Consider the following 14,587-nt stretch of genomic DNA (forward strand, 5'->3'; position numbering starts at 1 on the left):
AAACCCCACTCAGCCCGCGACCAGCGCCTTGAGCGGCACACTGCTGTCCGCCAGCGCCGCCGGATCGGCACGCACCCGCCCCGTCACCAGCGCCCGCCCCTGTGCGAAGTCGCGGACCGCATTGACGCAATCAAGCGCGATCACCTGTCCGCCGCGCAGATACACGACGCTGAACGACCGCGTCTGCGGATCGCCGCGCACGATCGCCGCGTCGTGGCCGACCGACAGTCCTACCGTCTGCAGCTTGAGGTCATATTGGTTCGACCAGAACCACGGCACCGCGTCATAGGGCTCGGGTGTGCCGGTCAGCGCCTTGGCGACGGTTGCGGCCATGTCGGTGGCATTCTGCACCGATTCGAGCCGGATCGTCGCACCGTCCGCAAAGCCATTGGCATGCGCCGCGCAATCGCCGATCGCCCAGATGTCGGGCAGGTCGGTGCGGCACAGCGCGTCTACCAGCACGCCATTGGCTGTGCGTGCGCCGGCCGCGGCCAACGGCTCGATCTCCGGCACGATGCCGATGCCGACGATCACGCAGTCGGTGGCGACCGCTTCGCCATCGCTCAGCCGCACCGCCGCGACCTGGCCGCTTGTACCTTCGAGGCGATCGACCGTGCTTCCCAGGCGCAGATCGACGCCGCGCGCTCTATGCTCGACTTCGTAGAAGCGCGACAGTGCGGATCCCGCAACCCGCGCCAGCACGCGGTCCTCGGCTTCGAACAGCGTCACCTGCCTGCCCAGCCCGGTCAGCACCGCCGCCGCCTCGAGCCCGATATATCCGCCGCCGATCACCGCCACCCGCGCGACATCGGGAAGCTCGGCGAGCAGCGCATCGACATCGCCGCGCGACCGCACTGCGTGGACGCCGGCCAGGTCGTGCCCGGCACAGCTCAAACGCCGCGCCCGCCCGCCGCCGGCCCAGATCAGCGCTCCATAGCCGATGCTGTCTCCGTCGGCGGTCGTCACCCGGTGCGCCGCAGCATCGACCGCGACGACCCGCACCCCGCCGACGATCGCGATCCCGCGCTCTTGCCAGAACGCAGCCGGGCGGATCAGGATGCGCTCGAACGGCTTGTCACCCGCCAGATAGTCCTTGGACAGCGGCGGGCGCTCATAGGGCAGTTCGGGATCGTCGCCGACCAGCGCGATCGACCCCGCAAAGCCGCGTTGGCGTAGGCCGATCGCCGCCTGCGCGCCGCCATGTCCGGTGCCGATAATGACGACGTCGAAATGCGCTTCCGTCACGCGATCGCCGGCAGCTGGTCCAGATAGGTGTCGAGCGTTATCGGATAGTCGCGCACGCGCACGCCGGTGGCGTTGTAGATCGCATTGGCGACTGCCGCGCCGATCCCGCAGATACCGAGTTCGCCGACGCCCTTGGCCTTCATCGGCGACGACATCGGATCGGTCTCTGGCAGGAAAATGACTTCCTGGTGCGGGATGTCGGCATGGACCGGCACTTCGTACCCGGCCAGATCATGGTTGACGAAGAAACCGAAGCGCTTGTCGACGACCAGATGCTCCATCATCGCCGCGCCGGCGCCCATCACCATCCCGCCGATCACCTGGCTGCGCGCCGATTTCGGGTTGAGGATGCGCCCAGCCGCGCATACCGCCAGCATCCGGCGGATACGCGCCTCGCCGGTGAAGCGGTTGACCGCCGCCTCGACGAAATGCGCGCCGAACGTCGATTGCTGCGCCTTTTGCGCCAGGTCGCCGAACTCGATCTTGTCCTCGACCGCGATCTCGCCGCCCTGCGCCGCCTGCGCCAGCGGCACGCTGCGCCCGCCCGCCACGACATTGCCGCCGACGAAATCAGCGGTGGCGGGGTCGAGCCCGAGCCGCTGCGCCACCGTCTCGCGCAGCTTCACGCACGCCGCATAGACGCCGGCGGTCGAGCTGTTGGCGCCCCACTGCCCGCCCGATCCGGCCGATGCCGGAAACGACGAGTCGCCCAGCCTGACCACCACCTGTTCGAGCGGCACCCCCAGCATCTCCGCCGCGGTCTGCGCGACGATGGTATAGGTGCCGGTGCCGATATCGGTCATGTCGGTTTCGACCGTGACCACGCCCTGCGGGCTCAGCCGCACCCGCGCGCCCGAATCCATGACGATGTTGTTGCGGAACGCCGAGGCGACGCCCATGCCGACATACCAGTCGCCATCGCGGGTCGCGCGCGGTGCCTGGCGCTTGCTCCAGCCGAAGCGATCGGCGCCGACGCGGAGGCATTCGACCAATTGCCGCTGCGAGAACGGCCGCTCGGGCTTCATCGGATCGACCTGGGTGTCGTTCCTGATGCGCAATTCGATCGGGTCCATCTCGAGCTGTTCGGCGAGCTCGTCCATCGCGATTTCGAGCGCCATCAATCCGGGAGCCTCGCCCGGCGCGCGCATCGCATTGCCCTCGGGCAGGTCGAGTACCGCCAGCCTGAGCGCGGTCATGCGGTTGGCCCCGGCATAGAGCAAAGGCGTCTGCGCGGTCGCGACTTCGGGTCCGCCACCGGGCAGATCGCCCGACCAGCTTTCGTGCCCGATCGCGGTCAGCGTGCCGTCGCGGTCGGCACCCAGCCGGATGCGCTGGATCGTCGCCGGGCGATGCGTGGTGTTGTTGATCGACATCGGCCGGGTCAGCGCGACCTTGACCGGGCGCTTGGCGGCGCGTGCGCCCAGCGCCGCCAGTAACGCATCGGCGCGCACGAACAGCTTGCCGCCGAAACCGCCGCCGACATAGGGCGCGATCAGCCGCACCTTGTCCTTGGGGATGCCGAGCGTCTTGGCGACGTCGCCCTTGCCCCAGTCGATCATCTGGTTGGCGGTCCACAAGGTCAGCTCGTCGCCGTTCCACGCCGCGGTCGAGGCATGCGGCTCCATCATCGCATGCGCCTGGTCGGGCGTCGAATAGCGCTGATCGAGCTTGACCGGAGCGCGCTCGAACGCTGCGGCGAAATCGCCCAACCGGGTGTCGGCATTGCCGTCGCCCGACGGCATCTTGGCGCCGTCCATCGCCTCGGCGAGATCGAACCTGCCCTGCCCGCGCGCATAGTCGACGCGGACCAGCCCGGCCGCCGCCCGCGCCTGCTCGAAGGTTTCGGCGACGACGACCGCGACTGCCTGATGATAATGCTCGACGTCCGGTCCGGCGAGCAGCTTCGCGGTGTTGAAGCTGCCCTTGGTCAGCTTGCCTGCATTCTCGGCGGTAACGATGGCGAGCACGCCCGGGGCAGCTTCGGCCGCCCTGGTATCGATCGCGGTGATCCGCCCCTTGGCGATCGCCGCGCCGATGACATGGCCATAGGCGGGGTTGGTCACCGCATCGTGCCGCTCATAGGCATAAGGCGCGGTGCCGGTGGTCTTGGCCGGACCGTCTATGCGATTGGTGGCCTTGCCGACCACGGTCATGCGGTCGATCGGATTGGGGCCTGCGGGCGTGTCGAACTTCATGGCCTCAACTCCGCGCCTGCGCCAGCACCGCACCGAGCGTGCGCTCGGTAAGGGACAGCTTGAAACGATTATCCTGCGTCGGCTTCGCTCCCGCCAGCAGCCCTGCAGCGACCGGCTTGGCACCGCGCGGCAGTTCGGCCTCGGCCGCTTCGACCCGCCACGGCTTCGGACCGATCCCGCCGACCGCGACCCGCCCCGATCCGTCGCGCCGGATCACCGCAGCGACCGACACCAGCGCGAAGGCATAGGACGCGCGGTCGCGCACCTTGTGATAGAAATGCTCGCCGCCGATCGGCTTGGGCAAGGTGACCGCGGTGATCAGCTCGCCCGCTTCCAGATTGGTGTCGAGTTGCGGCGTGTTGCCCGGCAGACGGTGGAAATCGGCGATCGCGATCAACCGCGCGCTGCCGTCGGGCCGCACCGTCTCCACGTTCGCGTCGAGCAGCCGCAGCGCGACGTTCATGTCGCTGGGATTGGTCGCGATGCAGGCGTCGCTCATCCCGACCACGCCCAGCTGGCGGCTGAACCCGCCGATCGCGGCGCAGCCCGACCCCGGCTTGCGCTTGTTGCAAGCCTGGTTGGTGTCGTAGAAATACGGGCAGCGGGTGCGTTGCAGCAAGTTGCCCGCGGTCGTCGCCTTGTTGCGCAACTGTCCCGACGCCCCGGCGAGCAGCGCGCGCGACAATACGCCGTAATCGCGGCGCACGCGCTTGTCGGCGGCAAGATCGGTATTGCGGACCAGCGCCCCGATCCGCAGCCCGCCCTTGTCAGTCTTTTCGATCGCGTCGAGGCCCAGGCCATTGACGTCGATCAGCTGCGCCGGCGTCTCGATCTCCAGCTTCATCAGGTCGAGCAGGTTGGTGCCGCCCGCGATGAACTTGGCCCCTTGCGTCCGCGCCGCGGCGGCGGCCGCCTCGGCGGGGGTAGCGGCGCGGGTATAGCTGAACGGCCTCATGCCCCTGTCCCCTCGACTTCGCCCCTGGCCACGTTGGTCATCGCCTCGAGAATGTTCGAATAGGCGCCGCAGCGGCAGATATTGCCGCTCATCCGCTCGCGCATCTCGTCATTGGTGATCTGCGGCCGCTTGTCGAGGTCGCCGCTGACATGGCTGGGAATCCCCGCCTTGATCTCGTCGAGCACCGCCACCGCCGAACAGATCTGCCCCGGCGTGCAATAGCCGCACTGATAGCCGTCGGCCGCCACGAACGCCGCCTGCATCGGGTGAAGATTGTCCGGCGTGCCCAGCCCTTCGATCGTCGTCACCGCGTCGCCGTCGTGCATCACCGCCAGCGTCAGGCAGCTGTTGATGCGCCGTCCATCGACGATCACCGTGCACGCGCCGCACTGGCCGTGATCGCAACCCTTCTTGGTACCGGTGAGGTTCAGATGCTCGCGCAGCGCATCAAGCAGCGTCGTGCGCGTGTCGAGATCGAGCGCCTGTGCGCGGCCATTGACGTTCAGCGTCACCTTGGCCGACATCGGCTGCAACTGCGCCGCGACGGCGGCCGGCTGGCCCTGCGCGGCAGGAATTGCGGTGACGGCAACCGATGCCGTCCCGCCGACGAGCACAGCCCGCCGCGAAACTTCCAGCTCATCGATGGGCATCGCTACGGTCTCCTGCTGCTTGATCCGGTGCTGCGCATCCACGTCAGAACATCTGCGGGCACCGGTGTTGTGTACGCGAATGCGTCGCGCCGGTCGAGCGCGATCGACGCGGGCCGCGGCTTGCATCGCGGACCAACTTGCGCCGCCGGTTCGGTCGAACCATGGTGCCGGAATGGATTTCATGAAGTGGCTCAATTCGCTCGGCGACTTGCTCTACGAAGTGATGAGCTGGCTCGTTTTCTATCCGGTGACCTTGGCGCGCACGATCCTGCATCCCATCGCGACGATGAACTACGCTGACCGAGAACTTCGCGATGCCGAGGACGAACAGTTCAGCGACACGCTAAACCCTCCCTTGTTCCTGATCCTGTCGCTGCTGCTCACGCAAGCGATCGACTCGGTTCTGGGCGGCAACACCAATCCGATCATCGCCAGTTCGCGCGGCCTTGCCGCCCTGATCGACGACGACACGACGTTGCTGATGCTCCGGCTGATCCTGTTTTCGATGTTCCCGCTGATGATGGCCACGCGGCTGCTGCGCGCCAGAAGAGAACGGTTGACGCGAGAGCATCTCAAGGCTCCCTTCTATGCACAATGCTACGCCTGCGCCCCTTTCGCCCTGTTCCTGGGGATCGGCGTGTCGCTGGGCCATGCCGAGTTGCCGGCAGCGCGTACGGGGGGAGCGATGCTCGCGGGTATATGCATTGTGGCCTATCTGGGAGTTCAGGCGCGCTGGTTTGGGCATCATCTTCAGCAAGGGCTGGGCCGCGGACTGCTCAACGCGGTCGCCGGCTTCGTGCAGGCCACGGTGCTGTCGATCGCCATTGGCTTGATGTTCGTCAACGGCTGACCGCCCTTTTGCCCGTCAATCCCTGCCGGATGCCAAGTGAAGCGCGCGATAACTCGCGCTGTCCTACACCCCTCCGATTGTGCCACAGGATTTCGATGCCGACTCTCCTTTCCCGTCCCGGTTCCCGCCCTTGCCGTCGCCTGTCGAGCTTGGCGGCCTGCGCCGTGCACGAAGCGATGGCAGGCCTCAACTTTCTCCACTTCACTTTGGTTCTGGCATGAACGATCCGCACCAGACCGACGTGCTCGTCATCGGGTCGGGCGCAGCCGGGCTTACCGCCGCGCTCAACCTTGCCAGCCGGTTTCGCGTCACCGTGCTGGCCAAGGGCGGGCTGGGCGAAGGATCGACAGCGTGGGCGCAGGGCGGCATCGCGGCGGTGCTCGAACCCGGGGACACGTTCGACAACCATGTCGAGGATACGATGGTCGCCGGCGCCGGCCTCAACGACCGTGCCACCGTCGAGTTCGTGGTCGAGCGCGCACCGGCCGCGATCGCGCGGCTCGCCGAACTCGGCGTACCGTTCAACGTCGCCGAGAATGGCGCCGACGGCTGGCATCTGACGCGCGAGGGCGGACATTCGCATCGCCGCATCGTCCATGTCGACGACGCCACCGGCTGGGCGGTTCAAGAAGCGCTGATCAACGCCGCGCGCGCCAATCCCAACATCACCCTGGTCCCCGACATGGTCGCGATCGACCTTGCCACCAGCCGCCACGAGGCGCGCTATTCGGGTGCCGGCGATGTGTGGGGCGTCTATGCCGTCAACAAGGCGACCGGGCATGTCGAGCTGTTCACCGCGCGCGCGACGATCCTGGCGACCGGCGGTGCGGGGCGGACCTATCAATTCTCGACCGCGCCGCGCGGGGCGACCGGCGACGGCATCGCCATGGCGTGGCGCGCGGGGTGCCGCGTGTCGAACATGGAATTCATGCAGTTCCATCCGACCTGCCTGTTCAACCTCGAGGTCAAGAACTTCCTGATCACCGAGGCGGTGCGCGGCGAGGGCGGGCGGTTGATCAACCCGGTCACCGCCAAGCGCTTCATGACCTATTACGACCCCGAGCGGCTCGAACTCGCTCCGCGCGACGTGGTGGCGCGGGCGATCGATGCGGAGATCAAGCGGTTCGGGCTCGACTACGTCCACCTCGACATCAGCCACCAGCCGCCCGAATTCGTCGCGCAGCATTTCCCGACGATTCATGCCAAGCTGCTGGGGCTCGGCATCGACATGACCACCGACCCGATCCCGGTGGTGCCGGCGCAGCATTATACCTGCGGCGGCGTGGTGGTCGATCGCGACGGGCGCACCGACCTGCCCGGCCTGTACGCCGCAGGCGAAGTCAGCCAGTCGGGGCTGCACGGCGCCAACCGCCTGGCGTCGAATTCGCTGCTCGAATGCTTCGTCTATGGCGAGGCGGCGGCGCGGCACATCGCCGAGCATTGGGCCGAGCTGAGCGCTCCGCCGCCGATCCGGCCATGGGACGAAAGCCGCGTCGCCGACAGCGACGAGGAAGTCGTCATCAAGCAGAACTGGACCGAAATCCGCCGCTTCATGTGGAATTATGTCGGCATCGTCCGCTCGACCAAAAGACTGGAACGCGCGCAGCACCGCATCCGCATGCTGAACGAGGAGGTCAACGACTATTACGGCCATTTCCGCGTCACGCCCGACCTGATCGAATTGCGTAACCTGTTGCAATCGGCGGAGCTGATCGTGCGCAGCGCGCTGCATCGCAAGGAAAGCCGCGGGCTCCACTATACGATCGACTATCCCGAGACGCTGGCGGAGGCACACGACACGATACTGGTGCCGTGACGCGGGATTTTGCCGCGCAACTCCATCGAATTGCTGAGGTTTCAACCGTTCATCGCTGCTAAGCCAGCGTTCATCGCACCGTCCGGAATGGGTCATTGCGCGTTCACGGCTGCTCCCGTCATGGTCGCATCGGGTCATGGGGCAAGGATTTCTGCGAGTGGAGCGCTTTACGAGGCTGCAACGGGCAATGATGCTGGCCGGGCTGGCGCCGCTCGGCGTCGTCGGTTGCGTTCCGGCGGCGCAGCAGCCCGCGCCGCGGCTGAGCGCGGCGCTTCCGGCACCCACCTATCGCGTTGCCGTTCCCGTCCCGCCGCCGCCCCCACCGCCGCCCCGCGCGCTTGCGCCGACCGCGCTGGTCACGACGATCAACGGCTTGGCAGACGCGTTCGGCGGCCGGGTCGGCATCGCGGTCAAGAGCATCGACGACGACTGGATGGTCGCCAAGAACGGCGAACTGGCGCTGCCCCAGCAAAGCGTGAGCAAATTGTGGGTGGCGATGACCACGCTCGACGCGCTCGACAAGGGACGTATCAGCCTCGACCAGTCGGTCACGATAACGCGCAGCGATCTGACGCTGTTTCATCAGCCGATCGCCGCATTGGTCAAGGACGGCGGCTATACCACCACGGTGCGCGACCTGCTCCAGCGCGCGATGACGCGCAGCGACAACACCGCCAACGACCGGCTACTCAAGCTGGTCGGCGGTCCCGCTAGCGTCAATGCCTTCATCGCCGACCGCAACCTGGGCAATATCAAGTTCGGGCCGGGCGAGCGGCTGCTCCAGGCCGGGACCGCCGGGCTGCAGTGGAAGCAGGACATGGCGATGGGCCGTGCGTTCGAAGCGGCGCGTGCGCGCCTGCCGCGCGATGTGCGCCGCGCGGCGTTCGACGGCTATGTCGCCAACCCGCCCGACGGCGCCGGTGCCGCGGCGATCGCCAATGCGCTTGCCCGGTTGCAGCGCGGCGACCTGTTGTCCCCTGCCTCGACACGCTGGCTGATCTCGACGATGGAATCGTCGAAGACCGGTCGTGCCCGGTTGAAGGCGGGAACGCCCGCCGGCTGGTCGCTGGGGCATAAGACCGGCACCGGTCAGGATTTCTTCGGTCGCACCGCAGGCTTCAACGACATCGGCATCCTGACCGCGCCCAACGGCAAGAGCTACGCGATCGCGGTGCTGATCGGCGATACCAGCCGCCCGGTTCCGCAGCGCCAGGAACTGATTCAGAACGTCGCGGCGGCGGTGGCGGCGAACCACCGCTGACGTTTCCAGTCTCGCAAGGCCGGGCACGCGCTGCTATCCGCATGCCATGCCCCATCTCTACCTCGTCGACGGCTCCGGCTATATCTTTCGCGCCTATCACCGGCTGCCGCCGCTGACCAACGTCCATGGCGAGCCGGTCGGCGCGGTCTATGGCTACACTACCATGTTGTGGAAGCTGGCGGACGAGGTCCACAAGGCCGACGGCCCGACCCACATGGCGGTGATCCTCGACAAGTCGTCGAAAACCTTCCGCAATGACCTGTACGACCAGTACAAGGCGCATCGTCCCCCGCCGCCCGAGGACCTCGTCCCGCAATTCCCGATGATCCGCGACGCGACGCGGGCGTTCAGCCTGCCGTGTATTGAGGAGGAGGGCTGGGAAGCCGACGACCTGATCGCTAGCTATGCCAAAGCGGCGCTGGCGCAGGGCTGGTCGGTGACGATCGTGTCGTCGGACAAGGACCTGATGCAGCTGATCGAGCCGGGGCTCGACCTCTACGACACGATGAACAATCGGCGCTTGTCCGACGAGCATGTCGTCGAGAAGTTCGGAGTGCCGCCCAAGCTGCTCGGCGACGTGCTCGCGCTGATGGGCGACAGCGTCGATAACGTGCCCGGCGTTCCGGGTGTCGGTCCCAAGACCGCGGCGAAACTGATCCAGGAGCATGGCTCGCTGGAAGCCGTGCTGGCCGCAGCGCCCGAGATGAAGAAGGGCAAGCTCAGGGACAATCTGATCGAACATGCGCCGATGGCCAGGCTGTCGCGCGAACTGGTGACGCTGGCGTGCGACGTCGGATTGCCCGACCCGCTCGACGACCTCGAATTGAAGGGCATTCCGGACGCGCCGTTGCGGGCGTTCCTCGAACATCATGGCTTCCGTTCGCTGCTCGCCAAGCTGTCCGCGGTCGCCGATGCGCCGGCACCGCAATCCAGCGCCCCGGTGCCCCCGGACAACGATCCTGCGTGCGATCGCGACGCCTATGAGACGGTCGTCGACGAGGCCGCGCTCGAAGGCTGGATGATCGCAGCAAAGCACCAGGGCTGGGTGGCGATCGATACCGAGACCACCGGGCTCGACGCCACCCGCGCCGAACTGGTCGGCGTCAGCCTCGCGCTGCATCCCAACCTCGCCTGCTATATCCCGCTGGGGCATGGCGGCAGCGACATGTTCGCGGAACGGCCGGTGCAGCTCGATCGCGCGCTGGTGCTGGCGAAGCTGAAAGAACTGCTCGAGGACGAAAGCGTGCTCAAGATCGGGCACAACCTGAAATACGACCTGATCGTGCTGCAGCGCTGCGGGATCAGCCTTGCCCCCTATGACGATACCATCGTGATGAGCTTCGACCTCGATGCGGGCCTGCACGGGCACGGTATGGACGAGCTGGCGGCGACGCACCTGGCGCACAGCTGCATCGCGTACAAGGACGTCGTCGGCACCGGCAAGAAGCAGCTCGGCTTCCAGGAAATCGACCTCAAGACCGCGACCCGCTACGCCGCGGAGGATGCCGACGTCACGCTTCGGCTATGGCGGCGGTTCAAGCCGCGGCTGGCCTATGAGGGCGCGACGCGCGTGTACGAGATGGTCGATCGAGCGCTGGTCCGCGTCATCGCCGATATGGAAATCGCCGGGGTCAAGGTCGATTCCGCGCGGCTGGCGCAATTGTCCGAAGAGTTTTCGGGCCGGATCGCCGCGCTCGAGACCGAGATCCACGGCATCGTCGGCACGAAGTTCACTATCGGCAGCCCCAAGCAATTGGGCGACATCCTGTTCGAGCAGCTGAAGATCAAGGGCGGACGCAAAGGCAAGTCGGGGGTCTATTCGACCGACGTCAACGAACTCGAACGCATTGCCGCCGACAAGGATTCACCGGGTGCGGTAATCGCTGCAAAGGTGCTCGACTGGCGGCAACTGTCGAAGCTGAAATCGACCTATACCGACGCGCTGCAGGCGCAGATCAACCCGGCGACCGGCCGCGTCCACACCTCGTACAGCCTGACCGGCGCGCAGACCGGGCGGCTGTCGTCTACCGACCCCAATCTCCAGAACATCCCGATCCGCACCGAAGTCGGCCGCCAGATCCGCGATGCGTTCGTCGCCGAGCCGGGCAACGTCATCCTGGCCGCCGATTATTCGCAGATCGAACTGCGCCTCGCCGCGCACATCGCCGACGTGCCCCAGCTCCGCGAGGCGTTCGAGCGCGGTGACGACATCCATTCGATGACCGCCAACGAACTGTTCGGCGAGGTCAATCGCGACACTCGCGGCCGCGCCAAGACGATCAACTTCGCTATCCTATACGGCATCAGCCGCTGGGGCCTTGCCGGGCGGCTCGACGTGTCGGCGGACGAAGCGCAGGCGATGATCGACCGCTATTTCGAGCGCTTCCCGGGGATCAACCGCTACATCGCCGAAACGACGCAGAGCGTGCGCGAAAAGCAGTTCACCACCACCTTGTTCGGTCGCAAGACGCATTTCCCGCGGATCGCGTCGAAGGTGCAGCACGAACGCCAGGGCGCTGAACGCGCCGCGATCAACGCGCCGATCCAGGGCACCAGCGCCGACATCATCAAGCGCGCGATGGCGCGGATGGGACCGGCGCTGGCCGAGGCGGGGCTGCCGAATGTCCGCATGCTGATGCAGGTGCATGACGAGCTGGTGTTCGAATTGCCCGAGACCGATGTCGCGGCGGCACGGCCGGTGATCGAACGCGTGATGGCCACCGCGGCCGAACCCGCGGTCACGCTTAGCGTGCCGTTGGGCGTCGAAATCGGGGTGGGACCGAGTTGGGGCGCGGCGCATTGACGGTGCCCGCTGCCCCGCCGGGGCTGCTCGAAATCTACATCCCGATCCTGCTCGGCTTCGGGCTGCTGACGCTGATGGTCGCGTGGACGCCGATGTTCCTGCGACGAATGCCGCTGTCGCTGCCGATCCTGTGCGTCGGCATCGGCGCCGGGATCTTCTCGCTCGATCGGTTCGCGCCCTATGCGCTGCATCCGCTCGAGGGGCCGCAGCTGGTCGAGCGGGCCGCGGAGCTGATCGTGATCGTGTCGCTGATGGGCGCGGGGCTCAAGATCGATCGTGCGTTCAATTGGGCCAACTGGTCGATGACGGCGCGGCTGCTGGGCGTGGCGATGCCGATCAGCATCCTTGCCTTCTGGTGGACGGGGCAAGCGCTGCTCGGCTTGGGCGCCGCGACCGCACTGCTGCTTGCGGCGTCGCTGGCGCCGACCGACCCGGTGCTGGCGTCCGACGTGCAGATCGAGGACCCGCATTCGAGCGAGGACGACGAGGCGCGCTTTGCGCTGACGTCCGAAGCCGGTCTCAACGATTCGTTCGCCTTTCCCTTCGTCCACCTCGCAATCCTGGCGGCGGCGGGCGGATGGGGGATCGGCGTGTGGCAGGAATGGGCGCTCGATCCGGTGCTGATGCGGCTGTCGATCGGCGCGGCCGTGGGGATCGCCGGAGGATGGGCGGTCGGCCACCTGATCTATGCCCTGCCGACCGAGAACAAGCTGTCGCATACCGGTGACGGTTTCGTGGCGCTGGGCGTGACGCTGGCGATCTATGCCGGCACCGAATTGCTCCACGGCTATGGCTTCCTTGCCGTGTTCCTCGCCGGGCTGATGCTGCGCCGCGCGTCGCGCAACCACGATTTCAACGACCGCATGCACGATTTCGCCGACGAGACCGAACGGCTGCTGATGATGGTGCTGCTGTTCATGTTCGGCGGGATGCTGACCGCGGGCGGGCTGTTCGCGCTGGTCGGGTGGGAGGAAGCCGCGTTCGCCGCCATCGCGATCTTCGTGATCCGGCCGCTGGCAGGGTGGATCGCGCTCATGGGTGTTGCCCGTCCGCCACTCGAACGCTTCGTCGTCGCCTTCTTCGGCATTCGGGGGCTGGGGTCGATCTATTATCTGGCCTATGGCCTCAACCACGCGAGCTTCGAGCAACCGAACCGCGTGTGGGGGGCAGCAGGGCTGGTGATACTCGTTTCGATCCTGTTGCACGGGATTTCCGTGACGCCGATCATGCGGCGGCTCGACCGGCAACGCGACATCGCCCGGGAATGACGCAGCGCGTTGCCCCGACCGACGACATCGCGGCGCTTGCCAAGGGCGGTCGGACCAACATTCTGGGCTTTGCGCTGCGGCTTGCCGCACGGCTGCCGTTCCTGTTCATCGCCGGGCGCGTCTATGGCGCGGCGATCGTCGGCCGCTTCGCGCTGGCGGTGCTGGTCGTCGAACTCGCCGCGTTGCTCGCGACCCTGGGGCTCAAGCGCGGGCTGGCGCAGGCATTGTCGCAGACCGACCGCGACCATGCCCATGTCGTGTGGGACGCATTGCTGCTGGCGTTCGTGATGGCGCTGATCGCCAGCGGCGTGCTGTTCGCGTTTCCGCAGATCATGTACCCCAACAGCCAGGTGATCGGGCTGGAACGGCTGCTGCCGCTGGTGGTGGTGGCAGTGGCGTGGTCCGACGTGACGCTGGCGGCGCTGGCCTATCGCCTCAACGTCAAGGCTGCGGTGACCGCGCGGGCGGTGATCGAGCCGTGGACGATCTCGATCGCGGCCTGGGCCTTGTCGTACATCTCGGCGCGCGATGGCCTGATCATCGCCTATGTGCTGTCGATGATCGCCGCGCTGGTGGCGTCGATGATCCCGTTCCTCAAAAGCTATGGCCTGCCGCGCGGCTGGTCGCCGCGCCTGCCGGAAATGGCCGCGCTGGCGCGGCGCAACGCTCCGCTTGCCGGTGCAGACGCGATCGAATGGGGCACGCGCAATGTCGATCGCTTCATCCTAGGCCTGCTGTTCGCGCCGAGCGTGGTCGGTATCTATTACATGGCGCAGCAGGTCGCGTCGCTGCCGCAGCGATTGAAGACCAGCTTCGACCCGGTGCTCGGCCCGGTCATCACCCATAGTCTCGCGATCGGCGACAAGGCGGCGGTGGCACGACAGGTCCGCCAGGTGGGATTCTGGATCATGGCGGCGCAGGCGGCGCTGGCGCTGATCGGTGGTATTCCGGCCGAGGGCGTGATGGGCGTGGTCGGCCCCGCATTCGTGGCGGGCGCGGGCGCCTTGTGCTTCCTGCTGATCGCCGAAGTGCTGGCAGCCAACGGCGCGGTTGCAGAATCCGCGCTGGTCTATGTCGCGCGGCACCGCAACCTGATGATCTCGCTGACCATCCTGGGCATCCAGATCGCGCTGAGCTTCGCGCTGGTGTTCGGCATGCGGCAACTGGGCTGGCCGCCGACATGGCAGGCAGCGGGGCCGGCGATCGCTCTGGCGGCGTCGCTGGCGCTGGGCTCGATCGTCAAGTCACTGCTGCTCGCGCGCCTTTTGGGCGCGCCGGTTTCGAGCTGGCGCTGGCCGTTCGTGTGGGCGGTGCTGGCGACGGCGCTGGTCGGCTGGGGTTTCACCAGCCTGCCCGATCGCCTGGAATGGGCCGAACTGCTGATCGGCATTCCGGTGATGCTGGCGGTGTACAGCTTCATCCTGTGGCGCTGGGCGTTCAAGGACGAGGACCGCGCGCTGTTCCGCAAAAGCCCGCCCGGCGCGGCGACGGAACTTGGCTCCGGCGACGCCGACCGGTCCGGGTAGCGGCTCCCTGCCGAAGCG

At 67.0% G+C, this 14,587-nt stretch carries 10 protein-coding genes; 6 read left to right on the top strand and 4 right to left on the bottom strand.

All coding sequences use genetic code 11. The features are described 5' to 3' along the window. Positions 1 to 9: 9 nt before the first annotated feature. Genes FHY50_RS10000 through paoA form a run of 4 tightly spaced genes read right to left on the bottom strand, consistent with a single transcriptional unit; the run spans position 10 to position 5,045 of the window. Positions 10 to 1,245, bottom strand: coding sequence for an NAD(P)/FAD-dependent oxidoreductase (locus FHY50_RS10000; RefSeq protein WP_140048291.1), 1,236 nt, complete (start codon positions 1,243 to 1,245; stop codon positions 10 to 12). Next, complete coding sequence (gene paoC, locus FHY50_RS10005; protein WP_140048292.1) at positions 1,242 to 3,440, bottom strand: aldehyde oxidoreductase molybdenum-binding subunit PaoC; 2,199 nt, start codon at positions 3,438 to 3,440, stop codon at positions 1,242 to 1,244. Before paoC ends, FHY50_RS10000 begins: the two co-directional genes overlap by 4 nt. 4 nt (positions 3,441 to 3,444) lie before the next feature. After that, entirely contained in the window at positions 3,445 to 4,395 is a 951-nt protein-coding gene (locus tag FHY50_RS10010) for an FAD binding domain-containing protein (RefSeq protein ID WP_140048293.1), read from the bottom strand. Beyond that, positions 4,392 to 5,045 carry an aldehyde dehydrogenase iron-sulfur subunit PaoA gene (gene paoA / locus FHY50_RS10015; RefSeq protein ID WP_140048294.1) on the bottom strand — a complete coding sequence of 218 codons (654 nt, stop codon included), beginning with the start codon at positions 5,043 to 5,045 and terminating at the stop codon, positions 4,392 to 4,394. Before paoA ends, FHY50_RS10010 begins: the two co-directional genes overlap by 4 nt. On the opposite strand from paoA, the gene FHY50_RS10020 reads away from it, so the two are divergent. From FHY50_RS10020 to FHY50_RS10045, 6 genes are all read left to right on the top strand, one after another. Next, a complete protein-coding gene (locus FHY50_RS10020; RefSeq protein WP_244935332.1) occupies positions 5,038 to 5,895 on the top strand; it encodes a hypothetical protein in 858 nt (285 codons plus the stop codon). The two genes, paoA and FHY50_RS10020, sit on opposite strands and share 8 nt — an antisense overlap. Before the next feature lie 217 nt (positions 5,896 to 6,112). Beyond that, entirely contained in the window at positions 6,113 to 7,711 is a 1,599-nt protein-coding gene (gene nadB / locus FHY50_RS10025; protein WP_140048295.1) for an L-aspartate oxidase, read from the top strand. A gap of 157 nt (positions 7,712 to 7,868) precedes the next feature. Then, on the top strand, positions 7,869 to 8,972 hold the full coding sequence (gene bla, locus FHY50_RS10030; protein WP_244935334.1) for a class A beta-lactamase: 1,104 nt from the start codon (positions 7,869 to 7,871) through the stop codon (positions 8,970 to 8,972). A gap of 46 nt (positions 8,973 to 9,018) precedes the next feature. Then, positions 9,019 to 11,775 carry a DNA polymerase I gene (gene polA, locus FHY50_RS10035; protein ID WP_140048297.1) on the top strand — a complete coding sequence of 919 codons (2,757 nt, stop codon included), beginning with the start codon at positions 9,019 to 9,021 and terminating at the stop codon, positions 11,773 to 11,775. Between the two features lie 2 nt (positions 11,776 to 11,777). Continuing rightward, entirely contained in the window at positions 11,778 to 13,043 is a 1,266-nt protein-coding gene (locus FHY50_RS10040; RefSeq protein WP_244935363.1) for a cation:proton antiporter, read from the top strand. After that, complete coding sequence (locus tag FHY50_RS10045; RefSeq protein ID WP_140048298.1) at positions 13,040 to 14,569, top strand: lipopolysaccharide biosynthesis protein; 1,530 nt, start codon at positions 13,040 to 13,042, stop codon at positions 14,567 to 14,569. The genes FHY50_RS10040 and FHY50_RS10045 overlap by 4 nt, the downstream gene beginning before the upstream one ends. Positions 14,570 to 14,587: the final 18 nt, after the last annotated feature.

It is taken from the genome of Sphingomonas japonica (assembly GCF_006346325.1).
GTDB lineage: Bacteria > Pseudomonadota > Alphaproteobacteria > Sphingomonadales > Sphingomonadaceae > Sphingomonas > Sphingomonas japonica.

What these genes read in the sequence shown, in the direction of transcription:
- FHY50_RS10020 (WP_244935332.1), top strand. Translation starts at nt 5,038, where the DNA reads ATGGGCATCGCTACGGTCTCCTGCTGCTTGATCCGGTGCTGCGCATCC.
- paoC (WP_140048292.1), bottom strand. Translation starts at nt 3,440, where the DNA reads ATGAAGTTCGACACGCCCGCAGGCCCCAATCCGATCGACCGCATGACC.
- paoA (WP_140048294.1), bottom strand. Translation starts at nt 5,045, where the DNA reads ATGCCCATCGATGAGCTGGAAGTTTCGCGGCGGGCTGTGCTCGTCGGC.
- nadB (WP_140048295.1), top strand. Translation starts at nt 6,113, where the DNA reads ATGAACGATCCGCACCAGACCGACGTGCTCGTCATCGGGTCGGGCGCA.
- FHY50_RS10045 (WP_140048298.1), top strand. Translation starts at nt 13,040, where the DNA reads ATGACGCAGCGCGTTGCCCCGACCGACGACATCGCGGCGCTTGCCAAG.
- polA (WP_140048297.1), top strand. Translation starts at nt 9,019, where the DNA reads ATGCCCCATCTCTACCTCGTCGACGGCTCCGGCTATATCTTTCGCGCC.
- FHY50_RS10010 (WP_140048293.1), bottom strand. Translation starts at nt 4,395, where the DNA reads ATGAGGCCGTTCAGCTATACCCGCGCCGCTACCCCCGCCGAGGCGGCC.